This window comes from Kribbella sp. NPDC051770, assembly GCF_040681455.1.
Taxonomy (GTDB): Bacteria; Actinomycetota; Actinomycetes; order Propionibacteriales; family Kribbellaceae; genus Kribbella.
This window is the reverse complement of the sequence record NZ_JBFAYT010000003.1, coordinates 588,328-614,742: the sequence shown is the minus strand read 5'-3', so window position 1 is coordinate 614,742 and position 26,415 is coordinate 588,328. Positions and strand designations below refer to the sequence as shown.

General features: G+C 70.5%; 31 protein-coding genes. 15 read left to right on the top strand and 16 right to left on the bottom strand.

All coding sequences use genetic code 11. The features are described 5' to 3' along the window. Positions 1-30: 30 nt before the first annotated feature. Genes AB0M01_RS14315 through AB0M01_RS14305 form a run of 3 tightly spaced genes read right to left on the bottom strand, consistent with a single transcriptional unit; the run spans position 31 to position 4,324 of the window. Positions 31-957, bottom strand: a complete 927-nt coding sequence (locus AB0M01_RS14315) for a carbohydrate ABC transporter permease (RefSeq protein WP_363669244.1) — start codon at positions 955-957, stop codon at positions 31-33. Continuing rightward, positions 954-1,946 (bottom strand): ABC transporter permease subunit, encoded by a 993-nt coding sequence (locus AB0M01_RS14310; protein WP_363669242.1) that lies wholly within the window; start codon positions 1,944-1,946, stop codon positions 954-956. The genes AB0M01_RS14315 and AB0M01_RS14310 overlap by 4 nt, the downstream gene beginning before the upstream one ends. Continuing rightward, a complete protein-coding gene (locus AB0M01_RS14305; protein ID WP_363669240.1) occupies positions 1,946-4,324 on the bottom strand; it encodes a glycoside hydrolase family 95 protein in 2,379 nt (792 codons plus the stop codon). The genes AB0M01_RS14310 and AB0M01_RS14305 overlap by 1 nt, the downstream gene beginning before the upstream one ends. 138 nt (positions 4,325-4,462) lie before the next feature. On the opposite strand from AB0M01_RS14305, the gene AB0M01_RS14300 reads away from it, so the two are divergent. Genes AB0M01_RS14300 through AB0M01_RS14285 form a run of 4 tightly spaced genes read left to right on the top strand, consistent with a single transcriptional unit; the run spans position 4,463 to position 9,029 of the window. Beyond that, positions 4,463-5,782, top strand: coding sequence for an L-fuconate dehydratase (locus AB0M01_RS14300; RefSeq protein ID WP_363669238.1), 1,320 nt, complete (start codon positions 4,463-4,465; stop codon positions 5,780-5,782). Then, on the top strand, positions 5,779-6,516 hold the full coding sequence (locus AB0M01_RS14295; protein WP_363669236.1) for a FadR/GntR family transcriptional regulator: 738 nt from the start codon (positions 5,779-5,781) through the stop codon (positions 6,514-6,516). Before AB0M01_RS14300 ends, AB0M01_RS14295 begins: the two co-directional genes overlap by 4 nt. A 1-nt stretch (position 6,517) precedes the next feature. After that, the gene (locus AB0M01_RS14290; RefSeq protein ID WP_363669234.1) at positions 6,518-8,512 is read left to right on the top strand and encodes a glycoside hydrolase family 36 protein; all 1,995 of its coding nucleotides are present in this window, start codon (positions 6,518-6,520) and stop codon (positions 8,510-8,512) included. Between the two features lie 52 nt (positions 8,513-8,564). Further along, positions 8,565-9,029, top strand: coding sequence for an NUDIX domain-containing protein (locus AB0M01_RS14285; RefSeq protein ID WP_363669232.1), 465 nt, complete (start codon positions 8,565-8,567; stop codon positions 9,027-9,029). Here AB0M01_RS14285 and AB0M01_RS14280 read toward each other — a convergent pair. Beyond that, entirely contained in the window at positions 8,992-9,696 is a 705-nt protein-coding gene (locus AB0M01_RS14280) for an NUDIX domain-containing protein (protein WP_363669230.1), read from the bottom strand. The genes AB0M01_RS14285 and AB0M01_RS14280 overlap by 38 nt on opposite strands. A gap of 69 nt (positions 9,697-9,765) precedes the next feature. Here AB0M01_RS14280 and nadC point away from each other — a divergent pair, with 69 nt between their 5' ends. The 3 genes from nadC to nadB are packed head-to-tail and all read left to right on the top strand — an operon-like array spanning position 9,766 to position 13,125. Next, positions 9,766-10,638 carry a carboxylating nicotinate-nucleotide diphosphorylase gene (gene nadC, locus AB0M01_RS14275; RefSeq protein WP_363669228.1) on the top strand — a complete coding sequence of 291 codons (873 nt, stop codon included), beginning with the start codon at positions 9,766-9,768 and terminating at the stop codon, positions 10,636-10,638. Between the two features lie 31 nt (positions 10,639-10,669). Beyond that, the gene (nadA, locus tag AB0M01_RS14270) at positions 10,670-11,626 is read left to right on the top strand and encodes a quinolinate synthase NadA (RefSeq protein ID WP_363669226.1); all 957 of its coding nucleotides are present in this window, start codon (positions 10,670-10,672) and stop codon (positions 11,624-11,626) included. Next, positions 11,623-13,125, top strand: a complete 1,503-nt coding sequence (gene nadB / locus AB0M01_RS14265; RefSeq protein WP_363669224.1) for an L-aspartate oxidase — start codon at positions 11,623-11,625, stop codon at positions 13,123-13,125. The genes nadA and nadB overlap by 4 nt, the downstream gene beginning before the upstream one ends. On the opposite strand, the gene AB0M01_RS14260 is transcribed toward nadB, so the two are convergent. The 5 genes from AB0M01_RS14260 to AB0M01_RS14240 all read right to left on the bottom strand — a co-directional run bounded on the left by AB0M01_RS14260 (position 13,113) and on the right by AB0M01_RS14240 (position 16,100). Further along, positions 13,113-13,571 (bottom strand): vitamin K epoxide reductase family protein, encoded by a 459-nt coding sequence (locus tag AB0M01_RS14260; RefSeq protein WP_363669222.1) that lies wholly within the window; start codon positions 13,569-13,571, stop codon positions 13,113-13,115. The two genes, nadB and AB0M01_RS14260, sit on opposite strands and share 13 nt — an antisense overlap. Next, positions 13,571-14,464 (bottom strand): DUF929 family protein, encoded by an 894-nt coding sequence (locus AB0M01_RS14255; RefSeq protein WP_363669220.1) that lies wholly within the window; start codon positions 14,462-14,464, stop codon positions 13,571-13,573. The genes AB0M01_RS14260 and AB0M01_RS14255 overlap by 1 nt, the downstream gene beginning before the upstream one ends. Positions 14,465-14,563: 99 nt before the next feature. Further along, a complete protein-coding gene (locus AB0M01_RS14250) occupies positions 14,564-14,944 on the bottom strand; it encodes a hypothetical protein (RefSeq protein ID WP_363669218.1) in 381 nt (126 codons plus the stop codon). Beyond that, complete coding sequence (locus AB0M01_RS14245) at positions 14,941-15,504, bottom strand: hypothetical protein (protein ID WP_363669216.1); 564 nt, start codon at positions 15,502-15,504, stop codon at positions 14,941-14,943. Before AB0M01_RS14245 ends, AB0M01_RS14250 begins: the two co-directional genes overlap by 4 nt. Further along, positions 15,501-16,100, bottom strand: coding sequence for a sigma-70 family RNA polymerase sigma factor (locus tag AB0M01_RS14240; protein WP_363669214.1), 600 nt, complete (start codon positions 16,098-16,100; stop codon positions 15,501-15,503). Before AB0M01_RS14240 ends, AB0M01_RS14245 begins: the two co-directional genes overlap by 4 nt. Before the next feature lie 211 nt (positions 16,101-16,311). Between AB0M01_RS14240 and AB0M01_RS14235 the strand changes: the two genes are divergently transcribed. From AB0M01_RS14235 to AB0M01_RS14205, 7 genes are all read left to right on the top strand, one after another. Further along, on the top strand, positions 16,312-16,779 hold the full coding sequence (locus tag AB0M01_RS14235; protein ID WP_363669212.1) for an Asp23/Gls24 family envelope stress response protein: 468 nt from the start codon (positions 16,312-16,314) through the stop codon (positions 16,777-16,779). A gap of 152 nt (positions 16,780-16,931) precedes the next feature. Further along, complete coding sequence (locus AB0M01_RS14230; protein ID WP_363669210.1) at positions 16,932-17,114, top strand: hypothetical protein; 183 nt, start codon at positions 16,932-16,934, stop codon at positions 17,112-17,114. Continuing rightward, positions 17,107-18,114: a DUF6286 domain-containing protein gene (locus AB0M01_RS14225; protein WP_363669208.1), complete on the top strand. Its 1,008-nt coding sequence runs from the start codon at positions 17,107-17,109 to the stop codon at positions 18,112-18,114. The genes AB0M01_RS14230 and AB0M01_RS14225 overlap by 8 nt, the downstream gene beginning before the upstream one ends. 1 nt (position 18,115) lies before the next feature. Beyond that, the gene (locus AB0M01_RS14220; RefSeq protein ID WP_363669206.1) at positions 18,116-18,691 is read left to right on the top strand and encodes a hypothetical protein; all 576 of its coding nucleotides are present in this window, start codon (positions 18,116-18,118) and stop codon (positions 18,689-18,691) included. A 72-nt stretch (positions 18,692-18,763) separates the two neighbouring features. Continuing rightward, positions 18,764-19,204 (top strand): GNAT family N-acetyltransferase, encoded by a 441-nt coding sequence (locus AB0M01_RS14215; protein ID WP_363669204.1) that lies wholly within the window; start codon positions 18,764-18,766, stop codon positions 19,202-19,204. 122 nt (positions 19,205-19,326) lie between these two features. Next, positions 19,327-19,719, top strand: a complete 393-nt coding sequence (locus AB0M01_RS14210; protein ID WP_363669202.1) for a hypothetical protein — start codon at positions 19,327-19,329, stop codon at positions 19,717-19,719. An 87-nt stretch (positions 19,720-19,806) separates the two neighbouring features. Continuing rightward, complete coding sequence (locus tag AB0M01_RS14205; protein WP_363669200.1) at positions 19,807-20,490, top strand: DUF6766 family protein; 684 nt, start codon at positions 19,807-19,809, stop codon at positions 20,488-20,490. Positions 20,491-20,524: 34 nt separating this feature from the next. On the opposite strand, the gene AB0M01_RS14200 is transcribed toward AB0M01_RS14205, so the two are convergent. The 6 genes from AB0M01_RS14200 to AB0M01_RS14175 form a co-directional block, all read right to left on the bottom strand. Further along, on the bottom strand, positions 20,525-20,854 hold the full coding sequence (locus AB0M01_RS14200; protein WP_363669198.1) for a DUF3140 domain-containing protein: 330 nt from the start codon (positions 20,852-20,854) through the stop codon (positions 20,525-20,527). A gap of 72 nt (positions 20,855-20,926) precedes the next feature. Continuing rightward, positions 20,927-21,274 carry a hypothetical protein gene (locus AB0M01_RS14195; RefSeq protein WP_363669196.1) on the bottom strand — a complete coding sequence of 116 codons (348 nt, stop codon included), beginning with the start codon at positions 21,272-21,274 and terminating at the stop codon, positions 20,927-20,929. 29 nt (positions 21,275-21,303) lie between these two features. After that, positions 21,304-22,260, bottom strand: a complete 957-nt coding sequence (locus tag AB0M01_RS14190) for a TIGR03557 family F420-dependent LLM class oxidoreductase (protein WP_363669194.1) — start codon at positions 22,258-22,260, stop codon at positions 21,304-21,306. 107 nt (positions 22,261-22,367) lie between these two features. Next, complete coding sequence (locus AB0M01_RS14185) at positions 22,368-22,853, bottom strand: CinA family protein (protein ID WP_363669192.1); 486 nt, start codon at positions 22,851-22,853, stop codon at positions 22,368-22,370. A 1-nt stretch (position 22,854) separates the two neighbouring features. Beyond that, the gene (locus tag AB0M01_RS14180) at positions 22,855-23,505 is read right to left on the bottom strand and encodes a hypothetical protein (RefSeq protein ID WP_363669190.1); all 651 of its coding nucleotides are present in this window, start codon (positions 23,503-23,505) and stop codon (positions 22,855-22,857) included. Further along, positions 23,502-24,551 carry an NAD-dependent epimerase/dehydratase family protein gene (locus tag AB0M01_RS14175; RefSeq protein ID WP_363669188.1) on the bottom strand — a complete coding sequence of 350 codons (1,050 nt, stop codon included), beginning with the start codon at positions 24,549-24,551 and terminating at the stop codon, positions 23,502-23,504. The genes AB0M01_RS14180 and AB0M01_RS14175 overlap by 4 nt, the downstream gene beginning before the upstream one ends. A gap of 220 nt (positions 24,552-24,771) precedes the next feature. On the opposite strand from AB0M01_RS14175, the gene AB0M01_RS14170 reads away from it, so the two are divergent. Then, positions 24,772-25,461, top strand: coding sequence for a GAF and ANTAR domain-containing protein (locus tag AB0M01_RS14170; protein ID WP_363669186.1), 690 nt, complete (start codon positions 24,772-24,774; stop codon positions 25,459-25,461). Here AB0M01_RS14170 and AB0M01_RS14165 read toward each other — a convergent pair. Continuing rightward, positions 25,458-26,393 carry a helix-turn-helix transcriptional regulator gene (locus AB0M01_RS14165; RefSeq protein WP_363669185.1) on the bottom strand — a complete coding sequence of 312 codons (936 nt, stop codon included), beginning with the start codon at positions 26,391-26,393 and terminating at the stop codon, positions 25,458-25,460. The genes AB0M01_RS14170 and AB0M01_RS14165 overlap by 4 nt on opposite strands. Positions 26,394-26,415: the final 22 nt, after the last annotated feature.

Here is a 26,415-nt window from a genome sequence, read left to right as displayed (position 1 = left end):
GTCCTCACAGGGTCGAGGTGTTGCCGAGGATCAGCCCTTCACGGCGCCGATCAGGATTCCCTTGGTGAAGTAGCGGGCCACGAACGGGTAGATCAGCAGCACCGGCACGCTCGCCACCACGATCAGCGAGTACTTGAGCAGGTCGGCCAGTTCCTGGCGTTGCAGGGCCAGCGACGCGTCCACCGCGCCGCCGCCGGAGGTGTTCAGGATCAGGATGTTGCGCAGCACCAGCTGCAGCGGGTACAGGTCCGGGTTCTTGAGGTAGATCAGCGCGTCGAAGTACGAGTTCCACTGCAGGATCGCGTACATCAGCGCGACCACCGCGATCATCGGCTTGGCCAGCGGGATCACCACCGACCACAGGAAGCGCAGGTCACCGCAGCCGTCCAGCTGCGCGGCCTCCACCAGCTCCTCCGGGATCGCGGTCCGGAAGTAGGTGCGCGCGACGATCACCTGCCAGACGCCGATCGCCTGCGGGACGATCAGCGCCCACCGGGTGTCGAGCAGGCCGGCCGACTGCACCACCAGGTACGTCGGAACCAGACCGCCGGTGAACAGCATCGTGAACAGGACCAGGCTCATCACGACGTTGCGGCCGACCAGCGTGCGCCGCGACATCGGGTAGGCGATCGCGATGGTCAGCGTGACACTGACGATCGTGCCGACCACCGTGTAGAACAGCGAGTTCACGTAACCCTGGACGACCTGCGGGTTCTGGAACACCGCGTGGTAGCCGCGCAGGGAGAAGTCCACCGGCCAGAAGTGCACCCGGCCCGCGGACACCGCCTGCGGGCTGCTGAACGAGCTGGCCACGATGTAGAGCAGCGGCAGCAGCACGATCGCGAGGAACACGATCAGCAGCAGGTACACGCAGAACATGAAGAGCCGGTCGCTGCGCGGCTCCCGGATCCGGCGGGCCCGGGCGGCCCGGCGCTCGGTGCGCGTCGCGGTGCTCATGACCACAGTCCGTTCCCGGTGATCCGCTTGGCGACCGCGTTCACGATCAGCAGCAGGACCAGGTTGATCACCGAGTTGAACAACCCGACCGCGGTGGCCAGGCTGAAGTCCGCGTTCAGCAGACCGGTCTTGTACACGTAGGTGGCGATGATCTCGGACTGGCTCAGGTTCAGCGGGTTCTGGAACAGGAACGCCTTCTCGAACCCGATCGCCATGATGTTGCCGACGGCAAGCACCAGGATGATCACCGCGGTCGGCATGATGCCGGGCAGGTCCACGTGCAGGATCCGGCGCAGCCGGCCCGCTCCGTCGACCCGGGCCGCCTCGTGCAGCGCCGGGTCGATCCCGGCCAGCGCCGCCAGGTAGATCACCGCGGAGTACCCGGTGGTCTGCCAGACGTCGGACCAGACGTAGATGTGCCGGAAGTAGTCGGGGTTGCCGAGGAAGTCGATCGCCGGGACGCCGAAGAAGCCCAGTCCCTCGTTCACCAGCCCGATCCGCGGCGACAGCACCAGAATCGTCATCGAGACGACCACGACGGTGGAGATGAAGTACGGCGCGTAGGTGACCAGCTGGACGGTCTTCTTGAACAGCCCTGTCCGCAGCTCGTTCAGCGCCAGGGCCAGCACGATCGCCAGCGGGAAGCTGGCCGCGACGGTGTAGACCGACAGCACGAAGGTGTTCTTCACCAGGGTCCAGAACACCGGGTTGTGGAAGAACGTGTCGAAGTTCTGCCAGCCGACCCACGGGCTGGCCCAGATGCCCTTGATCACGTTGTAGTTCTTGAACGCCAGCACGGAGTTCGACATCGGGATGTACTTGAAGACGACGAACCAGAGGATCGGCACGACCATCAGCAGGTACAGGGTCCAGTGCCGGCCGAGGCTCCGCCGGAAGCCCTTCAGCCCCGGGCGTTCGCGACGCCGGCGCCGCTTGGGCGGGTTCGGGAGCTCGCCGGCCGGTGGCCGGACGGTGGCCAGCGTCGCCATCAGGCCTCCCCGTCCGCAGCACTCACCCGTACGCCGGTCCCGGCGCCGAGGCGCACCCGGAGCCGCTCGCCGCCGTACCGGACGACGCGCTCCTGGTCCCGGTCCGCGGTGAGCACGGCCTCGACGCCGTGCGGCGTCCAGGCGATGTCGATTGTCACGGCTCCGCGGGCTCTGAGCCCGGTCACCCGTCCGCTCGGCCACTCGGCCGGCAGCGCGGGCAGCAGCTCGATCTCCCCGGTGTGGCTCTGCAGCAGCATCTCGGCGATGCCCGCGGTGGTTCCGAAGTTCCCGTCGATCTGGAACGGCGGGTGCGCGCAGAACAGGTTCGGGTACACGCCGGCGCCGCTGCCCGGCCGCCCGGTCGCGCTGTCGTCGGCCGGCCGGAGATAGGTCCGCACGAGCCGGTACGCCGCCACCCCGTCGCGCAGCCGGGCCCGCAGGCAGATCTTCCACGCCAGCGACCACCCGGTCGCCTCGTCGCCGCGCAGGTCGAGCGACCGCGCCGCCGCGGCGGCGAGCTCCGGCGTACCGTCCGGTGTGATCGCGTCGCCGGGATGCAGACCGATCAGGTGCGACATGTGGCGGTGGTGCGGGTCCTCCTCGGCGAAGTCCGTCGCCCACTCCTGCAGCTGTCCGCGGCCGCCGATCGGTGGTTCCGGCAACCGCTTGCGGGCGGTCGACAACTCCACGACCAGCGGGTCGACGACATCCAGCAGCTCCGCGGCCTGCTCGACCAGCAGGAACAGGTCGGCGATCAGCGTGAGGTCCATCGTCGACGACACGGTGACCGAAGCCGGCTGCCCGTCGGCCGCGAGGTAGTCGTTCTCGGGCGACGTCGACGGCGCCGTACCGAGACTGTCGTCCGGCAGCTCGACCAGCCAGTCCAGGCAGAACTCGGCCGCGCCACGCAGCACCCGCCAGACGTCGCCGAGGAACTGCAGGTCGCCGGTGTACTCGTAGTGGTCCCACAGGTGGCGGGCCAGCCATGCGCCCGCCATCGGCCAGTTCGACCAGCGGGGATCGCCCTCGACGGGGAAGCTCCAGCACCACGCGTCGGCGTTGTGATGCGCGGTCCAGCCGCCGCACCCGTAGCGTTCACGGGCGGTCTCGCGGCCGGCCTGCGCCAGGTCACCGACGTACCGGAGCAACGGTTCGTGGCACTCCGACAGGTTGGTGGTCTCGGCGGGCCAGTAGTTCATCTCGGTGTTGATGTTCACCGTGAAGTTCGAGCTCCAGGGCGGCCGGAGCACCTCGTTCCAGATGCCCTGCAGGTTGGTCGGAAGGCCACCCGGCCGGGAGCTCGCGATCATCAGGTAGCGCCCGTAGTTGAAGGCCAGCGCAGCCAGCGCGGGGTCGTCGTCATCGGCCGCCTGCTCGATCCGCAGATCGGTCGGCAGGTCCGACCGACCGGCCAGTTCGAGCGATGTCCGGCGGAACAGCGCGCGATGGTCTCGTTGATGGTCGGCGAGCAGGTCGCCGTACTCACGGTCCAACGCCGCGCGGACCTTCTCGTCCGCGGCGGACCAGCACTCGTGTCCCGTCCTCGACGGCGTGGCGAACGGACCGTCGTACCCGGTCGCGGTCGACAGCACCACCACGACCTCGGTCGCCCGCTCGACCGCGAGCTCGGTCTCGCTCGCGCGGACCTCGCCGTCGGTCCGGACCCGGAACGCGATCGCGCCCTCCATACCGCGGTCGGCGCCGTCGGAGTACCGGACGGGTTCCGGTACGTCGCGATGCGGCGGCGCGACGTCGGCGGGGGCCTGGACGAACAGGCCGAGCCCGTCGCTCACGGCGTGCGGGGTCGACCGCAGTTGCGAGGTGAGCCGGCAGACCACGTCCAGCACCGGCTCCGACGCGGTCAGCCGCTGAACCAGTACGCCGTCCGGCGCACTGACGAACACCTCCTGACGGACCTGCACTCCCCCGAACTCGTACTGCGTCGTCGCGATCGCGCCGTCCAGGTCCAGCTCGCGCCGGTAGTTCTCGACTTCCTCGGCGCCGGGCGTCCGGCCGTCGATCCGCGTGCTGAGCAGGAGGTCGCCGAGCGGCAAGTAGGCCTGGCAGTAGCCGGAGTGGAATCCGCCGGCCAGCGTGTGCGCCCGTCGTACGTCGCCTTCGGTCAGCGCATCGCGCACAGCCTGGACGGCGTCGGCACCGGTGGCACCGAGCGGGCTCGACAGCAGGCGCGCGGTTTCCGGGCCGCCCGACCAGAGGGTCTCGTCGTTCAGCCCGATCCGGTCGCTGCCGACCCCGCCGAAGCACATCGCGCCGATCCGCCCGTTGCCGAGCGGCAACGCCTCCAACCAGGCGCCGGCGGGCCGGTCGTACAGCATCCGTCGCCAGCCGGAGGGATCGGGACTCTTCAGGTTGCCCATAGCGGAGGCCTTCCGAGAAGTTGGACATTAATCCCATGAATTCCGGGGATCGTAGCGCCGTCACCGCTCCTGGTCCATACTTGGTCGACATCCAGGTGGGATAAAGATGCTATCTATCCGCAATCGTGAGGGGACCCCATGCCACGCATCAGTTCGGTGGAGGTGATCGACGTGCGCTTCCCGACGTCGCAGACCCAGGACGGTTCGGACGCGATGAACAAGGACGGCGACTACTCGGCGGCGTACGTCGTCCTGCACACCGACGACCCGGCGCTGACCGGGTATGGCTTCACCTTCACGATCGGGCGCGGCAACGACCTGTGCGCCACGGCGGCGGCGCAGCGCGGCGAGCCGCTGGTCGGCCGGGACGTCGACGTGCTGTGCTCGGACCTGGGCGCGATCTACCGGGAGCTGCAGTCGGACACCCAGTTGCGCTGGCTCGGTCCGGACAAGGGGGTCGTCCACCTCGCGCTGGCCGCGGTGATGAACGCGGTCTGGGACCTGGCCGCGCGGCGGGCCGGCGTACCGCTGTGGCGACTGCTGGCCGAGATGTCTCCCGAGGAGCTGGTCGCGGCCGCCGATCTGCGCTACCTGAGCGACGTGCTGACAGCGGAGCAGGCTGTCGAACTGCTGGCTGCCGCCGAGCCGGGACGCAAGGAGCGCATCCGGCAGATCGAGGCGTCGGGCTACCCGTGCTACACCACGTCGGCCGGGTGGCTCGGCTACTCCGACGCCAAGCTGCGCCGGCTCTGCGAGGAAGCCGTTGCCAGCGGCTACAAACACGTCAAGCTCAAGGTGGGCGCCGACCTCGCCGACGACGTACGGCGCTGCGGAATCGCCCGGGAGGTGCTCGGCCCGGACGCGCACCTGATGATCGACGCGAACCAGGTGTGGGACGTCCCGGAGGCGATCGAGTGGGTCACGGCACTGGCCCGGTTCGAGCCGCTGTGGATCGAGGAACCGACCAGCCCCGACGACGTGCTCGGCCACGCCGCGATCCGGAAGGCGGTCGCGCCGATCGGCGTCGCCACCGGCGAGCACGGGATGAACCGGGTGCTGTTCAAGCAGATGTTCCAGGCCGGCGCCGTCGACTACTGCCAGCTCGACGCCGCCCGGCTCGGCAGTGTCAACGAGGTCCTCGCGGTCTACCTGCTCGCGGCGTCGTTCGGCGTACCGGTCTGTCCGCACGCCGGCGGGGTCGGGCTGTGCGAGCTCGTGCAGCACCTCGCGGTCTTCGACTTCGTGGCCGTGTCCGGCAGCCTCGAGGGCCGGGTCACCGAGTACGTCGACCACCTGCACGAGCACTTCGTCGACCCCTGCGTGGTGCGCAGCGGTGCGTACGTGCTGCCCAGCGCCCCCGGTTACAGTGCCGAGATGCACAGGCAGTCACTCGAGACCTATCGGTTCCCGGACGGCGGCTACTGGTCGTCCCTCGCGGACCAGGATCCACGCCCATGACGCCGGCCAAGGTCGGTGAGCAGCCGCGCACCTCCGGCGTCTCGCAGAGCGAGGTGGTGGTGCAGGGCGTCCGGCAGATGATCATCGACGGCCGACTGCGGCCCGGCGACCGGCTCCCGGTCGAGAAGGACCTCGCGGCCGCGCTCGGGGTGTCCCGGAACCCTTTGCGGGAAGGGGTCCGGGCGCTGTCGATGATGGGCGTGCTGGAGACCCGGCAGGGCGACGGGACCTACGTCACCACCCTCGACCCGTCGATGCTGCTGGCCCCGATGGGGTTCGTCGTCGACCTGCAGGACGGCAGCGGGACCCACCACCTGCACGCCGTACGGCGGATCCTGGAGACCGAGGCGGCCGCGTCGGCGGCCCGGCTGATCGGCGCCGACGAGCTGGCGGCGGCGGCCGAGCTGCTGGAGCACAACGCGACCGAGCTGACCCGGGCCGAGCCGAACCACGAGACGGTGATCGAGAACGACATCGCCTTCCACCGGATCATCGCGCAGGCCGGTGGAAACCCCGTTCTGGCCGCCCTGATCGACGCCCTCGGGGGGCGCACGATGCGCGACCGGCTGCGGCGGTCGATCACGCAGCCCGGCGCGGACGACACCGCGCACCGCGAGCACCTGTCGATCCTGTCCGCGCTCACCACCCGCGACCCGGACCGCGCCCGCGCGCGGATGGCCACCCACCTGTTCACCGTCGAGGACAGCCTCCTCGGACCACCGATCACGGAGTGACATGACGACCCTGCACTGGACCACGCCCGAGCTGACCTTGACGTTCACCCTCGACGACGGCCCGGTGCGGGTGGCGGCCGGCGCCTCCGAACCGCACCAGGCGCTGGTCGAGGTCTCGGCCGTTGGGTACGGCAACGAGCTGAGCACCGCACGGCACGTCGACACGGTGCTCGGCCGACGGCTGCGGTACGTCGGCCACGAGGACACCGGTACGACGTTGCGGATCGTGCAGGAGGACGGCGAGTCCGGTCTGCGGGTCGTGAGCGTGTTCGCGGCGGGTGCCGGCGTCCAGGCGTGGTCGGAGGTTTCGTGCAGCCGGGACCTCGAGCTCACCTTCGTGTCGTCGCTGGTGATCGGTCTGGAGTCGGTCGACGTCGAGCTGTACTCCGCGGCGACGAGCTGGATGGCGGAGAGCCGTTGGTCGGTTGATCGGCTCCGCGTGGGCGCGCTGGCCGGCATCGCCAGTGAAGGGCATCGTCATGTTGCTCGGAGTCGGCATGCGGTGACCAGCGTCGACTCGTGGTCCAGCGGCGAGCGGCTGCCGGTCGGCGTACTGGTGGATCGGGCCGCGTCCTCCGCGCTCGGCTGGCAGATCGAGCACAACGGGCCGTGGCACTACGAGATCGGCGAGAGCCGTGCGGGTGGCTACCTGCTGCTCAGCGGGCCGACGGATCAGGAACACCAGTGGAGCGTCACGCTCACCGCTGACACCTCCTTCGTCAGCGTGCCCGTGTCGCTGGTCGCCGGGCAGGACCGGGACAGCACGTTCGCGGCGCTGACCCGGCAACGCCGCGCCGTCCGTCGCCGTCGCCCGATCGACGACCCGATGCCGGTGATCTACAACGACTACATGAACACCCTGCTGGGTGATCCGACCACCGAGAAGCTGCTGCCACTGATCGACGCGGTCGCCGGTGTCGGCGCGGACTACTTCTGCATCGACGCCGGCTGGTACGCCGAGGGCGACTGGTGGAACACCGTCGGCGCCTGGCAGCCGTCGACGACCCGCTTCCCGAAAGGCCTCGGCGAGGTGATCGAACGGATCCACTCGCACGGAATGACCCCCGGCCTCTGGCTCGAACCCGAGGTGATCGGCACCCGCTCGCCGATCGCGCGCGAGCTGCCCGACGATGCGTTCCTGACCCGGCACGGCAGGCGGGTCACGCAGTCCGGCCGCTACCTGCTCGACCTGCGCAGCCCCGCCGCCCGGCGGCACCTGGACGACACGGTCGACCGGCTGATCAGCGACTTCGGTGTCGGCTTCTTCAAGTTCGACAACAACACGACCACCGGCCCGGGCACCGACAAGGGCGGCACCTCGCTCGGTCACGGCCTGCTGGAGCACAACCGCGCGCTGCTCGACTGGCTGGACGGCGTACAGGCTCGCCACCCCGCGCTGCTGATCGAGAACTGCGCCTCCGGCGCGATGCGGATGGACTACGCGATGCTGTCCCGGCTGCACCTGCAGTCGACGTCGGACCAGGAAAACCCGTTGCTCTACGCACCGATCACCGCGGCCGCGCCGGCCGCCGTACTCCCCGAACAGGCCGGCCACTGGGCCTACCCGATCAGCGGCAGCACCCCCGAGGAGTTCGTCCTCGCCCTCGTCAACGGCATCCCCGGCCGGCTCTACCTCTCCGGCCACCTGAACCGGATGACCCCCACCGAGCTCGACCTGATCCGCTCCGCGCTCGCCGCCCACCGCACCCTGCTCGCCGACCTGGACACCCTCGTCCCCAGCTGGCCCCTCGGCCTCCCCACCTGGGACGCCGAGTGGATCGCCCTCGCCCTCACCGGGCCGACGACCACCTACCTGACCGTCTGGCACCGCTCCCCCGGGCCGTCGACGGTGACGCTGCCGATCGCCCACTCCAGCATCACCGCCCACTTCCCCACCGACCCCGGCGCCTGGACCTTCACCAGCTCCGGCGACTCCCTCACCATCACGACCACCACCCCCGAACCCTCCGCCCGAGTCTTCCGCCTGACGCCCTGACCACCGCGGTCCAGCGCTCCATCCTGTCGGTGCCAATCGCTACCGTTCGTCCGTGGCTGCCAATGAGGTTCCCCGGATCCAGATCGCGACCGCCGTCCTCGTGCGCGACGGCCTCATCCTGCTTGCCCACCGCCACCCCCAACGTCACGCGTACGCCGACCGCTGGAGCTTCGTCGGCGGCCACGTGGACCCGGGCGAGTCCCCCGGCGAGGCCGTCGCCCGCGAGTGCCTCGAGGAGATCGGCGTCCAGATCCACCACCCCGTGCCCTTCCCGATGACGGTCGACAACCCCGACCTCGAGATGCACGCCTTCCTCGTCACCCAGTGGACCGGCGACCCGTCCAACGCCGCTCCCGAGGAACACGACGAACTCGGCTGGTTCCACCCCAGTGCCCTGGCCACCCTGCGGATGGCCCACCCGGAAAGCGTCCCCGGCATCCTGACCGCCGTCCGCCGCGCAACCGGGACCACGGGCCCCGTCAGCGCGGCGGACGGAGTACCGCGAACGGATCGGTGACGGTCAGCTCGCGCGCGACGAACCGGTAGACGGTCGCCGGCCGGCCGCCGCTCTGCCCCGGCGAGGCTCGACGTTCGGTCGGGTCGATGACGTGGCGCCGGGTGAGGACGCGGGTCAGGTTGGTGGCGCCGAGCTCGTAGCCCAGGGCGGCGCCGAACAGGTCGCGCAGTTCGGCGATCGTGAACTCCACGGGTGCCAGCGCGAAGCCGATGTTGGTGTAGGACAGCTTGGCGCGCAGCCGGCCGACCGCGGCCTCGATGAAGTAGTGGTGGTCGAACGCGGTCTGCGGCAGGTCGTCGACCGGGTGCCAGACCGTGTCGGACGGAAGCACCGGCTGCACGTCGGACGGGACCAGGCCGAGGTAGGCCGTCGCCAGGACGCGGGCCCGTGGATCGCGGTCGATCGCGCTGTGGGTGGCCAGCTGTTCGAGGTGGGCGACGTCGCGGATGTCGACCTTGGTCGCCAGGTGCGCGGTGATCGCGTCCCGCAGCCGCTGGGTGGGCTCGACCCCGCCGCCGGGCAGCGCCCAGCGGCCGGCGTACGGGTTCAGGGCGCGCTTCCACAGCAGGACGCACAACCGGCCGTCCCGGACCGACAGGACCACCGACAGCACCTCGTGCGGGTAGCTGGCGATGTTGACCGGATCACCTTTCTTGGCTGCGGGCACGTCGCCGATGGTAGCGTGCAGCTAGTTATCGCCTCTGAGGCGAAAACACCTCGACGATCGGAGCACGCTGTGCAGCCAACGACGGAGACGGTCCGGGCCGCGGTGACGGCCGCCTTGGCCGAGGACCAGGCGGTGGACGACGTCACGACGCGCTGGAGCGTCCCGGCCGAGCTCGAGGTCGAGGCGACGGTGGTCGCCAAGCAGGCGGGCCGGGTGGCCGGTCTGCCGCTCCTGCAGGGCGTGTTCGCCGTGATCGACCCCACCGTCACCGTGCGGCCGGCCGTGACCGACGGCGATCCGGTGCTGCCCGGACAACGGCTCGCGTCGATCAGCGGCCCGGCCCGCTCGATCATCACCGGTGAACGAGTGGCGCTGAACTTCGTCCAGCGGATGTCCGGCATCGCGACCCTCACGGCAGCCTTCGTCGCCGCGATCGGGGCGCACCCGGTCCGGCTCCTCGACACCCGCAAGACCGCACCCGGTCTCCGGGCCATGGACAAGTACGCCGTCGCCTGCGGCGGCGGTACGAACCACCGGCTCGACCTGGCCGCGATGGTCCTGCTCAAGGAGAACCATCTCGCCGCGGCCGGCGGCGTCCGCCCCGCCGTACGCCGGGTTCGCGACGGCATGGCCGCCGAAGGCCGGACGCCGGCGATCGAGGTCGAGGTCACCACCGCGGCGGAAGCCCAGGAGGCGCTCGACTGCCAGGTCGAGTGGATCCTGCTCGACAACATGCCGGCCGAGGAGATGGCCCGCATCGTCGAGCGGCGCAACACCTCCGGGTCCGCCGCGCGGCTCGAGGCCTCCGGCACCGTCACGCTCGACACCGTCGCGGCCGTCGCCGCCACCGGTGTGGACGCCGTCTCGGTCGGCGCGCTGACCCACTCCCCCACGGCACTCGACATCAGCCTGCTGGTCGCCCGCGACCACGGCGTCAACTGAGGAAGAAGGAACCGTTGTGACCATCGGTCAGATGACTTGGCAGGACGAGGTCCGCCACCTCGCCGCGGAGCGTGACGCGGTGATTCTCGCCCACAACTACCAGGAGCCGGCGATCCAGGACGTCGCGGACCACGTCGGCGACTCCCTCGCGCTGTCGCGGATCGCTGCCGAGACCGACGCCTCCACCATCGTGTTCTGCGGCGTGCACTTCATGGCCGAGACCGCCAAGCTGCTCAGCCCGGACAAGACCGTGCTCATCCCCACCGCCCAGGCCGGGTGCTCGCTGGCCGACACCATCAGCGCCGACCAGCTCCGGGCCTGGAAGGCCGAGCACCCCGGCGCCGCGGTCGTTGCCTACGTCAACACCACCGCGGCGGTGAAGGCCGAGGCCGACGTGTGCTGCACGTCGTCCAACGCGGTGGAGGTGGTGAACTCCATCCCGGCGGACCAGCCGATCCTGTTCCTCCCCGACCAGTTCCTCGGTGCGCACGTACGGCGGCAGACCGGCCGGGACAACATCGAGGTGTGGATGGGCGAGTGCCACGTGCACGCCGGGATCAGCGCGGCCGACCTGCGCGCCCAGGTGGCGGCCGATCCCGAGGCCGAGGTCCTGGTCCACCCCGAGTGCGGCTGCGCGTCGTCCGCGATCTGGCTGGCCGGCGTGGGTGACCTGCCGGCCGAGCGGACCCACATCCTGTCCACCGCCGGCATGCTGGACACGGCGCGCGACCTGACCGCGAAGACGGCCCTGATCGCGACCGAGATCGGCATGCTGCACCAGCTGCGCAAGGTCAACCAGCAGACGAACTTCGTCCCGGTGAACCCCAAGGCCTCGTGCCGCTTCATGAAGATGATCACCCCGGAGCTGCTGGTGCGGTGCCTGCGCGAAGGCCGCGACGAGATCCAGCTGCCGCCCGAGGTGGTCGAGCGGGCCCGGCGTTCGGTCGAGCGAATGGTTGCCATCGGCAAGCCTGCGGGTGCTCGATGACGCGCACCGTCGACGTGGTCGTGATCGGCTCCGGCGTGGCGGGCCTGTCGACGGCGCTCGGTCTGGCCGCGACGCGCAGCGTCCTCGTGCTCAGCGCGGGCGACGGCAGTACGCCGTGGGCGCAGGGCGGCGTCTCGGTGGCGTACGGCGAGGACGATCCGCTCGACCACGGGCGTGACACCGACATCGCCGGCGCGGGATTCTGCGATCCCCGCACCGTCCGGGTGCTGGTCGAGGAAGGACCGCAGCGGGTCGCCGAGCTCATCGCGCACGGAGCACGCTTCGACCGCAACGCCGACGGGTCGCTGTCGAGAACGCTGGAGGGCGGCCACAGCCGGCCCCGGATCGTGCACGCCGGCGGCGACGCGACCGGTGCGGAGGTGCATCGCGCGCTCCTGGCCGCCGTACGGCGAACCGGCGTCGAGTCGATGACCGGGCGGACCGTCGGCCTGCTCCGGTCGGACTCCGGACGCGTCGTCGGCGTACTCGCCGAAACAGGCGGCCGGCTCGCCCGGATCGAGGCACGCGCCGTCGTCCTGGCGACCGGCGGCATCGGCAACGCCTACCTGGCCAGCACCAATCCGTCACCGGTACGCGGTGACGGCATCGCGCTGGCGTTGCGCGCCGGTGCGTCGCTGGTGGACATGGAGTTCGTCCAGTTCCACCCGACGGCGCTGCACACCGGCGAGACGAGTGGTCAGCTGCCCCTGGTCACCGAGGCCGTCCGCGGCGAAGGCGCCGTACTGCGCGACGCCCAGGGCCGCAGGATCATGGACGGACTGCACCCGCGCGCCGATCTGGCGCCGCGGGACGTGGTTGCGCGGGCGATCGAGGCGACGATGCGCCGGGACGGCTCCGAGCACGTCTGGCTGGACGCCACGCGCGTCGCGCCCGACCTGCTTCGGCGGCGGTTCCCGACCGTGCTGGCTTCCTGTGCCCGCATCGGCGTCGACCTGGTCTCCGAGCCGATCCCGGTCGCGCCGGCCGAGCACTTCCTGTGCGGCGGTGTCCGGACCGACCGCAACGGCGCCACCGACGCACCCGGCCTGTACGCCGTCGGTGAGGTCGCCGCGACCGGCGTGCACGGCGCCAACCGGCTCGCCTCGAACAGCCTGCTGGAGGGACTGGTCTTCGGCCGCCGCGTCGCCACCGCCCTGACCGTCGAGCTCCCGCCGGCCGGCCACGGGCGCTCGCACGAGGTCATGCTGGGCGAGGACCGCGAACCGGAACGGATCCGCACGATCCTGAGCCGGTACGCCGGCCTCCGCCGCGACGCCGCCGGCCTGCACGCCGCCGCCGACGAACTCGCCACCGCCGGCACCGGACCGCTCGCGACAGTCGCCCGGTCGGTTGTCGTGGCCGCGACCACTCGCCAGGACAGCCGCGGATGCCACTGGCGCTCCGACCATCCACACACCGACGACCGCTGGAACGAGCACGTCGTCGTACGCCTCGACGAGGAGGGCTTGCCGACGACCCGCGAGCTTCAGCCTTCGTAGCTCGGCACCGTGGATCCGGTGAGGGCCTGGCGGATGGCGACGAGCCCGAACAGCACCAGGGTCAGGGCGTGCACGACGGTGCACCACAAGCAGATGGCGTCGATCCGGAACAGCTCGGCCCAGATCAGGTAGCAGACGAACAGGACGCCGACCGCCACCGCGGCGAGCCGGAGCCGGCCTGGCCACGGGGACGCCGTGCGCCAGGCCGGCGGCAGCGACAGCACGACCATCGCGACGAAGAACCCGAGGCCGAGCAGGGCGACCGGGACACCGAGAAAGCTGGAGTACGCACTCGAGGTGACCTTGACACAGTTGACCACGCCGGTCTCCGGGCAGGCCAGCGTCGTACCGGCGGTGAAGTGCTCGTAGGTCAGGTACGCCGCGACCGCGGCTCCGGCCCCGGACACCGCGAGCGTTGTCCACGGCAACCAGCCCAGCGGCTTCATCAGCTCTTCCCGAGCGCGGCCGCGGTCACCGCCGGGCTCGAGCAGACCGCACCCGGCTGGTTCCCGGTCAGCTTGCAGAGCGCGGCGGTGTAGACGTTCGCCGAGGCGTCGACCGCCTTGGCGATCGGGCTCCCGGGATCCTTCAGCGCGTCCGCGATCTGCTGCTGGGTCTTCCCGGCCAGCAGTTCCGGGCTGTAGGTCGCCCCGGACGAGACGAACTTGTTGCCCAGGTCAACAAATGGGATGGCGCCACCGTCCTTGACGTACGGCGGCTTGTTGTAGGTCTGGAAGACCTGGTCGTCATCGGCGCTCGGCGTGTCCAGCGGCGCGTAGCCGTTGCCGGACCGCTCGTTGGTGGTCGTCTCCACGCCCGTGAACGCCAGGTACTGACTGGAGTACGACGCTCCGTGGAACGACAGCGTCGCGGTGTTCGGGAACACGTCCTCGCCCGCGGAGTGCGTCGTCCCGAGGTTGCTGAAGCTGCCGAACCGCGACAGCGCCACGGTGACCGGCCAGCGCTCGGCCGCGCAGTACGGGCAGTACTCCGCACCGATGTAGAGCACCTTCGGCTTCCCGCCGGCGGTCAGCGCCGGTGCGTCGATCGGCGAGGGCTTGGCCTGCACGTCGGACCCGACCTGGTCGAAGGTCGTCGCCGGGATCGACGTCAGCGCCGTCATGATCGCGCTGTCCGCCGTACCGGAGGCTCCGGTCGCGGTCTCCTTGCCGCCGCCGGCGACCCGGATCGCGACCAGTCCGCCGATCACCACGACCACGACCACCACCGCACCGACCGCCACCAGCACGCGCCGCCGCCGCTCGGCCCGAGCCTGCGCCGCCAGCTCCGCGGCGACCCGCGCCCGCGCCCGGGTCTTCTGCTCCACACGCCTGCTCATCGTCGCCCGACCTCTCGCCCTGACGGATTCGTCCACCAGCGATAACTATCGGAGACCAATGTAAGTTCCGCGGGACAGCGAACTTTCTGCCGAGCCCGGTCAGCGCGGTAACGGCTCGAGGTCGATCTCGACGATGTGGACCAGGACCTCGGCCGGCGTGTCGATCGCGGCGGCGACCGCTGCGGCGACGGCTTCGCCGACCTCGGCGGCCTGGTGGTGGACGCTGACGACGATCCGCAACTCGATCCGCAACCGGCCGGCCTTGAAGTCGGCGTCCACACCGGCGATGTCGGGCAGAGCCTTGCCGGTCGCCTGCGTCCACGCCTGTGACGCGAACTGACGCAGCAGCCCCCAGACACCGGGCTGCAACCGTACGACGCCCGGAACCGCCCTCGCCGCCGACGCCGCGGCCTCGGCCGCGCGGATCTCGACCAGCAGGTTCGGCGGGACCAGGGCGCCGGGCGCCCACGGAGTCGTCATCGCCGCTCCCCCGGATCGGTCCAGACGTCCACGACCTCGAAGTCGAGCACCTCGAGCTCCAGCCCGATCCGCTCCCGCAGCGCGGCGCCGACCCGGCGGCGCGCCTCGTCGAGGGCAGCGACCTGGCCGGACCCGAAGCGCAGCGCCACCGACATCCACACCGTCACAGCGCGCGGGTCGTCGCCGGAGAGTGCGATCCGGCACTCGTAAGCCCGGACACCGTCGACGCCGTCGACGGCGTACCGGAGGACGGCGGCCAGCGCGTACGTCGAGATGTCCACCTGCCCGGTCCGGCTCGGCAACGGAATCGCCGCACCGAGGCTCAGGTCGGCCCGTACGGCGGTCATGATCTTGTCCAGGAACCCGGCCGGCGGGCTGACCGGGTCGTCGATCAGGGCCCGGGTGGCCTCGGTGAGGTCGTCCAGGCCGGCTCGCGCGGTGCTGCAGTGCGGGCAGTGCAGGGCGTGCTCGGAGACCCGGCCGGCCTCCATGTCGTCCCAGACCTCCTCGACGCTGCGGCCGCAGGGCAGCGGGTGCGCGGCTTCCTGGGTGGGCTTCATCTCCACGGCTTCATCACCTCCGCTAGCTCCGCTCGTGCTCTGGCTATTCGTCCTCGGACCGCTGTCGGGGTCGCGTCGACCAGCTCGGCGATCTCGTTGTACGAGCGGCCGTGGACCTCGCGCAGCAGCCAGCAGGCCCGCTGCGGCGGCGGAAGCTGGGCCAGCGCCAGCGTCAGCGCCTTCATCGCCTCGCTGTTGTGCACCGAGCGGTCCGGATCACCCGTGGCGCTCGGCTCGGCCAGCTCGTTGCGGTCGTCGAGCTCGTCGACAGGCTTGCGGCGCTGCAGGATCGTCAGGCACTTGTTCGTGGCGGTCCGGTACAGCCAGCCGCCGAACGCGGCGTCGTGCTGCAGCTCCGGCAACCGCCGCCACGCGGTCAGAAAGGTTTCCTGGGCAACATCTTCGGCGTCGCCGCTGGCGCCGTTCAGCATCCGCAGGCACAGCGTGTAGATCCGGCGCTGGTAGCGGCGGACCAGCAGCTCGAACGAGGCCGGGTCACGGTCGCGCGCCCTGGCGACCAGCGTGGCCTCGTCCAGCTCGACGAGCCCACCGGCGGGCTCCGCCTCGCTCGGCGTCGCCGGTCCTGCAGTGGTCACCGCTGCCCTCCTCGGCGTCCCGTCCACCCGCCCGTCGCCGGGCCTTACTGGGGAATGACGACAACACCTTGGCAGATGTCACGGTGCCGAGCCGGTATTTTCGGGTGATCACGAACACACCGGCCGATCTTCCGCCCGGCCGTGACGAACGATCCGGTGGCGTCGTCGTACCGAAGACCGAGCAACAACCCGACCGACGGAGGAACGACCGATGAGCCAGACCACCCCCGCCAGCAAGCTCAGCGCCGCCACCACGCCCGTTGCCGAGGGCAACCTGAGTGGCGCGCTGGGCAAGACCTCGATCGCCGACCAGGTGGTGTCCAAGATCGCCGGCATCGCGACCCGCGAGGTCGGCGGCGTGCACGACCTGGGCGGGACCACGGCGCGCACGGTCGGGATGATCCGGGACCGGATCCCCGGCTCGAAGACCAACCTGTCCCAGGGCGTCACCGTCGAGGTCGGCGAGACGCAGGCCGCGATCGACCTGCAGATCATCGTCGAGTACGGCGTGAGCATCGCCGACCTGGCCACCGCGATCCGCCGCAACGTGATCGGCGCGGTCGAGCGGATGACCGGCCTGGAGGTCACCGAGGTCAACATCGTCGTCAGCGACATCCACCTGGACGGCGAGGACGACACCGACACCGAGGCCGAGCCGGTCGAGCGCCGCGTCCAGTGAGCCGGAGCGGCGCTCGACCGGTGAGCCGGAGCGCCTGACCGTCGCGCAGCACGCCGGCGCCGCGCTCGATGCCGGCGCCGCCTGACCAACCGCCGTCCGCAGTACGCCGGGCACCGGGCACCGAGCCCGGGCCCCCTACCTTGGAGAGACTCGTGAGCACCTCGACCATCGGCTTGTTCGCCGGTCTGCTGATCGCCGTCGCCGCGGCGGCCGGCGGCTTCGCCGGATTCCTGCTCGCGCTCGTCCTGGGCGCGGTCGGCTTCGTGGCCGGACGCTTCCTGTCCGACGGCAGCAAGGGCCTGGACGACCTGATGTCACGCCGCGGCCGTGGCTGACACCGCCACGCTCGCGCCCCCGGATCTCGCCGACGCGGGCCGCCGGGGCACGCTGGAGATCAGCCCCCGCGCGGTCGAACGGATCGCGGAGATCACCGCGCTCAAGGTCGAGGGCGTCGTACGCCGCCCGGCGACGTTCGGCCGCGGCCTGCCCAAGGCCCGGGCCGACCTCGCCGGCCAACGCGTCCGGGTGACCGTCGAGCTCGCGATCGAGTGGGGGCATCCGCTCGACGAGGTGGCGGCCGAGGTCCGGCGCGTGCTGACGCACGCGGTGCCGGAGCTGACCGGGCTGGCCGTCGCCGGTGTCCACGTGGACATCTCGGCGCTCGCTGCGCCCGAGCCGGTGCGCGGTGCGCCGGATGAGCCAAGCACGGCATCCGTCGGCAGCACCCTGGCAGACGAGCCCACCGGCGGACCTGCGCCCGCGACGAGCGCGGTCGCGGCTTCCGTTCCCACGACGGGGCACGTCGCGGCGTCTGTTCCTGCCAAGAAGCCCGTCGCGGCGCCTGCTGCCGCGGTTGTCGGCGTACTGGCCGCACTGGCCGTCATCGCTGCCGGCGCGATCGGTATCCGCGAGACACTCGTCAGCACCGGTCTGATCGGCGGCGCCCCCTGGCTGGAGTGGCTGCTGACGAAGGCCGAGGTACTGAAACCCGTCAGCTGGATGACCCCCGCGGGCATCGCCGCCGTACTGCTCGGCCTGCTGATCCTGATCGCAGCGCTGAAGCCCCGCAAAGCCACCCACCTCGCGGTCGGCGACCAAGGCGTCTGGATCCGCGCCCGCGACGCCGCCCGCCTGGCCGCCGCGACCGCCACCCAGGTCGACTCCGTCACCGCCGCCGCGGTCAGAGCACGAGGCCGCAGGCTGCGCGTCACCGCGACGACCCTCGACAACGACCCCCGAGTCCGCGACGAACTGACCACCGCGATCGACCAGCGACTCGACACCATCACCCCGGGCTTCCGGATCCACACCCGGGTCACAGCGGAGGAGAACTGACATGCGCCGCGGCCTGATCGCCTTCGACCGCCTCACCGCCCTGCTCCTCGCCGCGGTCCTGATCGCCCTCGGCGCATCCGCCCTGGCCTGGCGCCAGGACCTCATCCCCGACGCCACCGGGCGCCTCGAGATCACCGGTCTCACCGACCTGCCCCGGACCGAATGGTGGCCCTGGGCAACGGCTGGCGCCGGCGCGCTCCTGGTCGTCCTCGGCCTGCTCTGGCTGACGCGCCACCTCCCCCGCCGAGGCACCGGCCGCCTCCGCCTGAACAGCACCGACTCCACCGGACGCCTCACCGCCGACGCGACCGCCGCCGCCGCGACGGCCGGCGAGGTCCTCGCCCGCGCCCCCGGCGTACAGAACGCCTCCGGACGAATCCTCCTCGACCGAGGCCAGCTCGTCGCCGAGCTCACCGCAACCCTCGACCCCACCGCCGACCTGGAAACCGTCCGCGCCGCCGCCGGCCGCACCGCCCAGGAACTGCACCGCGTCATCGCCCGCGACGACCTCCACCACCGCGTCCAGCTCCACGTCGCCCGCAGCCCGAAGACCACGACGGTCAGCCGGGTCCGGTGACCGGCGTCCCGTCGCCAGGCCCCCGGCCGCCGCGCAGACTCGGCCTCGTCACGAATCTGCTATGAAGGCCCCGTGCACATCATCGGAACCGAGCTGACCGCCCCGCAGCTGCACGCCCTGCTCAAGCTGCGGGTCGACGTGTTCGTCGTCGAGCAGCAGTGCGCCTACCCCGAGATCGACGGCCGCGACCTGCTGCCCGGCACCCACCACCTCTGGATCGAGGACGAGCACAGCTCCCCCGCCGAGCCCACGATCCAGGCCTACCTCCGGGTGCTCACCGAGCCCACCGCGCTCCGAATCGGCCGCGTGGTGACCGCGCCCGACGCCCGCGGCCGGGGCCTCGCGGCCCAACTCATGAAGAACGCCCTGGAGATCGTCGGCGACGCCGACAGCGTCCTCGACGCGCAGACCTACGTCGAGGGCTTCTACGCAAAGTTCGGCTACGTTGCCGAAGGCCCCGAGTACGTCGAGGACGGCATCCCGCACCGAACGATGTGGCGCCGGCTGCGCTGAGCGCGAAGCACACCGCCGAGAGTGCGGGCTACCAGTACGGCGAGTCCATGAACGCGATCATCGCCGCGGGCCACCCGGCGAGCCTGTTGCCGTCCGCGGATCGGCTTTGCGACTCTGAACTGGTGAAGTCGACGGCGGTCATCCTGACGGGCTTGGTGCTGGTGACCGCAACAGCCTGCGGGACGAACCTCTCCTCGCCGTCCTCGCACGCGGCGGAGCAGTTCTACCGAGCGCTCGCCGCCGGGGACGGCGCGGCTGCCTGCGAACTGCTGGCACCACAGACGCGCGAGGAGGTCGAGGACTCCGCCGAAGCACCCTGCCGGACGGCGATCCTCGACGAGGACATCCCCGCGGCCGGCGCCGTCACCGGCCTTCACCAGTACGGCGACCAGGCGCAGGTCCGGCTCAGCGGCGACACCGCCTTCCTCGCCGAGTTCGGCAACGGCTGGAAGGTCGTCGCGGCCGCCTGCACACCACGCGGCGAGCGGCCCTACGACTGCAAGGTGGAAGGGTGACCGGCGGATGCGCGTGATGTTCGCCCTCTACCTCGGCGTCGTGATCCTGGGGTTGGCCTACCTGCTCACGCTCGGGCTGCTGCACCGATGACCGGCGTACGGCGGTTCCTCCGCGAGAACTCGCTGAGCCTCGGGTTCGGCGCACTGTTCCTGGCCGCACTGGTCGGCCAGGCCTTCGCCGGGCTCGCGGAGTACAACAACCAGCAGGTCGCCGACGGACTGGCCACGATCTCCCTCGGCCGCTACGTCACCTCGGCCGACTTCGCCGTCGACGTGACCGAGAACTGGCAGAGCGAGTACCTGCAGTTCCTGCTCTACATCGTGCTCACGGTCTGGTGGGTCCAGCGCGGCTCGCCGGAGTCGAAGACGGTCGAGGAACGCGGCCGTGAGTCCGACGAGAAGCAGAAGATCGGCGTTCACGCCGAACTCGACTCACCACGCTGGGCGAAGACCGGCGGCTGGCGGACGAAGCTCTACTCGTCGTCGCTGGGCCTGGTGATGGCGTTGGTCTTCCTGGCTTGCTGGCTGGTCCAGTCGGTGGCCGGCTGGTCGACGTACAACGAAGAACAGCTCAAGCAGCTGCAGGACCCGCTGTCCTGGTTCGGGTACGTCGGCTCGGCCGACTTCTGGAGCCGCAGCCTGCAGAACTGGCAGTCCGAGTTCCTCGCCGTCGGATCGATGGCCGTGCTCAGCATCTACCTGCGCCAACGCGACTCCCCCGAAAGCAAGCCCGTCGGCACTTCGCACGACTCCACCGGTATCGCCGGCTGATCGGGTAGGCGTACCCACGCAGGACGTTCGCCGATCAAGCACTGGGGTCGTGGCCCCAGTTCATCAGCGAGTACCGCCAGTCGGTCTCCTGCACATCGCCTTTCGGGCGTTGCTCAAGATGCCGATGGACGTAGCCGACGACTTTGCGCATGTGCTGGTAGTCGCTGTCGCTCAGATCAGCCTTGTGCGTCTCGAGCAGTTCGACGATGCGCCGGCCACTGCGATGCCCGACCGACTCACCGCCACCATCGCTCTTCTGCCCGACTCGCTTCGACTCGTCGGTGTCCAACCACGTGCGCAACTCGCCCGGCGCCATGTTCACCGCGTCGCGAAACTCGCGGTACGTCTGGTCGTCGCCGCTCACGATGCACTCTCCGTCGTCGATCTGCTGGTGGTCATCCGAGCTGTCCTTTCCTGAGCTCGCCAGCTAGGTCCGTCAGTCGCTGTCGAGCAGCTCGAGCAGAGTCTTCAGCGCCTTGGCGACGTCGTCGTAGTCGTTCTGGGCGGCCCGCGACTCCGCGCTGATCACGCCGCACCGATGCAGCCGGCGGAAGTCGCCGTACGGGAACTTGTAGCGACCTTTGGTCTCCTCGTCCATGTCGGTCTCGAGGCCGAGGTACCACTGGCTGTAGTCCTGCCAGCCGTGCTTGTCCAGGTAGGTGTTCTCCTGGTCCGCGGTCGGCGCGTGCTCGCTCCAGTCGTCGCGTTCGTCCTTCGCGGTCCGGCCCGCGTCGATCAGACCTTTGGCGTGGTCGAAGGCTTTCTGATTGAGCTTGACGGTCATTGCCTGCTCCTTCCCTCTGTCCGGCTGCCTCACAGAGCCCGCAGCGCAGGCCCGAGCTCCTTGGTGAAGAAGTCGAAGAACCCGTCCGGATCCGGACCGGCGTTGATCAACGCGAGATGGTCGTAGCCGGCCTCGACGAACGGCTTGGCGATCTCCAGATGCCGGTCGACGTCCGGTCCGCACCCGAACTGATCGCGCAGGTGGTCAGCGGTGATCAGCTCGGTGGCAGCGTCGAAGTTGACCGGGTTCGGCAACTCGGCCTGCACCTTCCAGCCCGTCAGCCCGAAGCGGAACAGTCTCCGCGCGGACTCCGCCGCCTCGTCTTCCGACCTGGCCCACGACAGCGGCACCTCCGCATAGCGGCTCCCGCTCCCACCGGCTTTCTCGTACGCCGTGACCAGGTCAGCCCGCGGCTCGGTGACGAACAGAGCGTCACCCAGCTCACCGGCCAGCTGCGCCGATTCGGGCCCACCGGCGGCGACCGCGATCTCCGGCAGCTCGTCAGGGAGGTCGAACACACGGGCGTCCTCGAGTCGGAGGTGCTTGCCGTCGTACGAGTGGTACCCGCCGCTCCACAGCAACCGGATGATCTCGATCGCCTCCCGCAACATCTCGTGCCGCGTGGTCACCGCCGGCCAGCCAGCACCGACGACGTGCTCGTTGAGCCGCTCGCCCGCACCCAGACCGAGCGTGAAGCGACCGCCGGACAACAATGCGACGGTCGCCGCGGCCTGCGCCACGATCGCCGGGTGGTAGCGAATGAACGGACACGTCACCCCGGTCGCCAACCCGATCCCCGACGTCCGCGCAGCGATCGCCGCCAGCATCGAGAACGCGAATCCCGAGTGCTCGTGCTCACTGACCCACGGATGAAAGTGATCGCTGACCTCGACGAAGTCGAACCCCGCCGCTTCGGCCCGCACCGCCTGCTCGACGATCTCGACCGGGCCGTAGGCCTCCGCGATCAACTTGAACCCGAGCTTCACGACACACTCCTCCGATCAGGCACGACACGATCCGGCTCCGTTGTCACAGCTGCCCGGTAGCCAGCAACGACTCGTTGAAACCAGGCACTCGTCGCGACGCCTGAAGGTCAGGCGGTCACCGCGGCGAGCAGCATCCTCAGCGCCTCAGTGGTGGCTGCTTGGACGACATCGGCCGGTTCGCCGTCGAAGTGATGCTCGGCAACCTTTTCGCCGTCAGCGCCGGCGACCGCCACGAAGACCGTTCCGGGCGGTCGGCCTTCGTCGGGATCAGGACCTCCGACACCGGTCACGGACACCGCGAAATCGGCGTGCGTCAGGGCCGCCACGCCACGAGCCATCTGCCGAGCGCATCGCGCGGTGACCACAGGACCGGGGTCGACCCCCAGCACCTCGACCTTCACGGCAGTGGCATAGGCAATGACCCCACCGGCGAACCAGGCGCCCGCGTTCGTGGCCGCCCCCAACTGACAGGCGATGCTCCCGCTGGTCAGCGACTCCGCAACAGCCACCGTGCGCCCGCTGCCATCGAGCCGACGCGCCACAGCCTCTGCGATCGCGTGCGCCTCTTCGGTCAGTTGAGCAGGATCGGACATCTCACCATTCTGCATCGGTAGTCCGCCGCCCTCGCCGGCTGCCCTGATAGGCGAGCTCGCGCAGCCGCCGAAGCCACGCGGGCGCCGGGTGGGCGTTTTCCGAGTGATTGACGATCGGATCGAACGTGAGCAGTTCGGTCGACGGCGAGAACACCTCGAGCTGCCCGATCGGCCACCACCGCGGGGCTGCGCTCGCGGCGGAGAGAGTGAAGGCCGACGGCGAGTGCTTGCGCAGGGCATCGATCGAGGCGTGCCCGGTCCGGGGACCGTCCGGGGTCAGCATCAGCCAACGGCGCTCTCCCCCGACGTCGTACGGCGCGAGCGTGCCGTAGCGGGCTGCCGCCCAGTCAGATGCCGGGATCGGCAGCCAGCGGGTCAGGCGCCCGTGCCCGGCGCTGGAGAACAGGAAGTCCCACGGCGCGCCGGCCAGGCGGACTCTGAGGGCGACGCCGAGAACGTCGGGTGAGCTGCCCGGCGTACCAGCGCCCTTCGAGAGCTGGACATCGGCCGGGAAGACGCCGAGCGGTAGGAGTGGATTGTCGGTCGTGATCTCGAGCCGGCCTGCGAATCCAAGTCGCTGAGGATGCACCGCGGGGGCTCGACGCACCTGGGCCATCGCGGAGAAGAGGGACGAGACCGCCGCATGCTTCACGGGCGCACCCGGTGGCTGACCGGGCCGTGGCGGAACAGGTCGGCGAGCTCGCTCCGGACCGAACGCTCACGCAGTACGGCGGTGTCGCCGGCCCCGGCTCGACTCATCCCCTCGACCAGTTCGCGCAGCACGCTGACGGCGTCCGTCTTCGGAGACCAACCCAACTCGTCCACGGCCCGGGAGCTGTCCAGCGCAGGCACGCCGCAGGCCAGGTCGAACCAGCCCGGTGCGAGCGGTTGCAGCCGTGCGTGCCAGCTCAGCGCCAACGCGCCGCGAGCCAGCCCCGCGGGTGTGTCGACCCAGCGCGCGCCCAGGACCTCCGCGATCATCGGTGCCGTCACCGGCGTCGGCGCGGCCAGGTTGAACGCGCCCTCGGCTCGCCGCTCCAGCACCCGCACGATCGCGTCGGCCAGGTCATCCGCATGGACCATCGCGATGGTCAGCCCCGCCGGCATCGGCAGCGCGGGCAGCGCGCCGACCATCTTGGCCGGCACCACAACCGGCAGCCCGTACCGCAGCAGCGCGCTCCCGGCCGACGCCTGACCGGCGATGCCCGGACGCAGCCGTGCCACCGGCGGGCCGTCGTACCCGTCGAGCAATCGCTCCACTGCCGCCTTGTGCCGGCTGTACGACGACGTCGGCACTCCGTCGACCGGCCACGACTCGTCCACCGCACGGTCGTCGCGCTTCGGCGAGTAAGCGCCGACCGAAGACACGTGGACGACGTGCGCGACATCCGCGACCGCAGACGCCTGAAGCACCCGCTGCGACCCACCGACGCCGACGGACTCCAGGTACCCCACCTGGTGCGACGGCTGGAACGCCCACGCCAGATGCACCACCGCATCCGCCCCAGCGAAGGCCTGGCACAGCCTCCCCCGGCTGCCGGGCTCGGCCAGATCGACCGAGACCCATCGCACTCCGTCAACAACCCCCGCCGGGACACGGCGAGCCACCCCGACGACTTCGTGCTCACCGTCGAGCCGCAAACGCCGGAGCAAGGCACTGCCGACGTTCCCGCTCGCGCCCGTCACGACGATGCGCATTCGCTCTCCTCCTTCGACCGCGGCGCCGGTGCACAGCTCCTGGTCCGTTCGCCGGTACCCCTTCGATCCCGCGGCACGCACCTGGAGGAAACGCCAGCCAAGTTCAGCAGCTGTCCGCCAAACGAAGCTGGGTTCGCGGACCGTGCGCGGAGTGGATTGTGGCCACCCGACAGCCCGCCGAGGATGGACGAGCGCCACAACTCCGACGACAGGTGAACCCGTGTTGCCGACCACCTCTCCGACTACTCAGTTGGTCGGCCTGCTGCACGAACTGAGCGGCGAGAACCAGGTGGCCACCGCCGCGGTCCAGGCAGTGTCGCGGCTCGTGGGGTGGGACGGCGTCAGTCTGATGTTCGTCCGGCGTCGCCGGCTGACACCGTTGGCCGCCTCGGATCCCCGGATGACCTTCGCCGACGAGCTCCAGGTCGAGTACCACGAAGGACCCGCCTACGACGCGTTGTCCGGTACGCAACCGGTCAGCTGCCAGGATCTCGCCGGGTCTGAGCGCTGGACCACGTGGGCGCCCCCAGCGCAGCAGTTGGGCTGGCGAAGCTGGGTCAGTATCCGGCTCGCCGGCCGCGGCGGATCGAACCTCGGCGTCCTGAGCGTGGCCGACCCCCGTCCCGCAATCCTCGACGCCGAGCTGCTCGGCGTACTCCAACCGCTCGCCGTCCACCTGTCGGTCGCCCTCGACGTCGCCCGGATCGCCGACACCCTCACCACGGCCGCCGAGACCCGCGAACGGATCGGGCAGGCGGTCGGGATCCTGATGGAGCGGTACGGCGTCGACGCCGCTCAGGCCTTCGCCGTCCTCAACCGCTACTCCCAGAACAGCAACCGCAAGCTCCACGACGTCGCCGAGGAGCTGATGCGCACCCGGCGCCTCCCACAGACCCGCGGCAGCTCCTAGACGCCTCGCAGGGTCGCGCTCGGACTCACGCCGTACGCCGTCTGGTACTCCGCCGCGAACCGGCCCGGGTGGAAGAAACCCCAGCGCGCCGCGACGCCCGAAACCGACACGCCCGGTCCGCCCGCGAGCAGCTCCTGGTGAGCCTGGGCCAACCGCACCTTGCGCAGGTACCCCATCGGTGTGGTCCCGAGATGCTTGCGAAAGGCCAGCTGGATCGCCCTCACCGACACGTGGGCGGCAGCCGCGATGTCCGCCGGGCCGATGTCGCCGTCCGGGTGCGACTCGATGAACGCGACCGCCCGGCGGACCGTCCCCGGGTGACTGTCGCGGCGGTCGCCGGACCGCGGGTCGCCGGCCGTGGTCTCGAAGGCGGACAGAACCGTTGCTGCCAGCAACATCGACGCCGTCGAGCCGACCAGCGGCTGATCGGGCGTCGCCGCCACCTGCTCACGGAGGAAGTCGATCGTGCTGCGCAGCCGGACCGCCGCCGCGTCGTCGACCGTCCGGTGCCCGAGGATCCGGACCGGCTCGGCGCGGCGGTCCGTCGTACCGGCGACCTTGGACAGCAGCGCCGGGTCGAATATCGTGATCGTGTAGTGCGAGTTGCGGATCGTGCCGCTGTAGGGCCGGTCGAACGGCGCGAACGAGACCACGTCGCCGGGCCCGAAGTCGTCGACCCACCCGTCGGTGGTCTGGTCGGTGATCCGGCCGGTCTGCACGGTGCACAGACAGACCTTGCCGAGCGGGTTCGCGTCGTAGCGCATGTCGAACCCGATCTCGAGCCGGTCCAGGCTGATCCCGCCGACCATCCCCCGCGCCACCCGCGCGTGGAACCGTTTCGAGCTGCTCCCGATCTGCATCTTCGTGTACGCCTTGACCAGGAAGTCCTCGGTCGCGTCGACCTGGTCACTGTGGAACTCGGCAACCACCATCGACCCAGAGTACGCCGGACCA

Coding starts and splice junctions, on each gene's coding strand:
- AB0M01_RS14290 (WP_363669234.1), top strand. CDS start 6,518: ATGACGACCCTGCACTGGACCACGCCCGAGCTGACCTTGACGTTCACC.
- nadB (WP_363669224.1), top strand. CDS start 11,623: ATGACGCGCACCGTCGACGTGGTCGTGATCGGCTCCGGCGTGGCGGGC.
- AB0M01_RS14315 (WP_363669244.1), bottom strand. CDS start 957: ATGAGCACCGCGACGCGCACCGAGCGCCGGGCCGCCCGGGCCCGCCGG.
- AB0M01_RS14250 (WP_363669218.1), bottom strand. CDS start 14,944: ATGACGACTCCGTGGGCGCCCGGCGCCCTGGTCCCGCCGAACCTGCTG.
- AB0M01_RS14255 (WP_363669220.1), bottom strand. CDS start 14,464: ATGAGCAGGCGTGTGGAGCAGAAGACCCGGGCGCGGGCGCGGGTCGCC.
- AB0M01_RS14310 (WP_363669242.1), bottom strand. CDS start 1,946: ATGGCGACGCTGGCCACCGTCCGGCCACCGGCCGGCGAGCTCCCGAAC.
- AB0M01_RS14295 (WP_363669236.1), top strand. CDS start 5,779: ATGACGCCGGCCAAGGTCGGTGAGCAGCCGCGCACCTCCGGCGTCTCG.
- AB0M01_RS14305 (WP_363669240.1), bottom strand. CDS start 4,324: ATGGGCAACCTGAAGAGTCCCGATCCCTCCGGCTGGCGACGGATGCTG.
- AB0M01_RS14260 (WP_363669222.1), bottom strand. CDS start 13,571: ATGAAGCCGCTGGGCTGGTTGCCGTGGACAACGCTCGCGGTGTCCGGG.
- AB0M01_RS14245 (WP_363669216.1), bottom strand. CDS start 15,504: ATGAAGCCCACCCAGGAAGCCGCGCACCCGCTGCCCTGCGGCCGCAGC.
- AB0M01_RS14300 (WP_363669238.1), top strand. CDS start 4,463: ATGCCACGCATCAGTTCGGTGGAGGTGATCGACGTGCGCTTCCCGACG.
- AB0M01_RS14235 (WP_363669212.1), top strand. CDS start 16,312: ATGAGCCAGACCACCCCCGCCAGCAAGCTCAGCGCCGCCACCACGCCC.
- AB0M01_RS14185 (WP_363669192.1), bottom strand. CDS start 22,853: ATGTCCGATCCTGCTCAACTGACCGAAGAGGCGCACGCGATCGCAGAG.
- AB0M01_RS14165 (WP_363669185.1), bottom strand. CDS start 26,393: ATGGTGGTTGCCGAGTTCCACAGTGACCAGGTCGACGCGACCGAGGAC.
- AB0M01_RS14220 (WP_363669206.1), top strand. CDS start 18,116: ATGCGCCGCGGCCTGATCGCCTTCGACCGCCTCACCGCCCTGCTCCTC.
- AB0M01_RS14205 (WP_363669200.1), top strand. CDS start 19,807: ATGACCGGCGTACGGCGGTTCCTCCGCGAGAACTCGCTGAGCCTCGGG.
- AB0M01_RS14175 (WP_363669188.1), bottom strand. CDS start 24,551: ATGCGCATCGTCGTGACGGGCGCGAGCGGGAACGTCGGCAGTGCCTTG.
- AB0M01_RS14195 (WP_363669196.1), bottom strand. CDS start 21,274: ATGACCGTCAAGCTCAATCAGAAAGCCTTCGACCACGCCAAAGGTCTG.
- nadA (WP_363669226.1), top strand. CDS start 10,670: ATGACTTGGCAGGACGAGGTCCGCCACCTCGCCGCGGAGCGTGACGCG.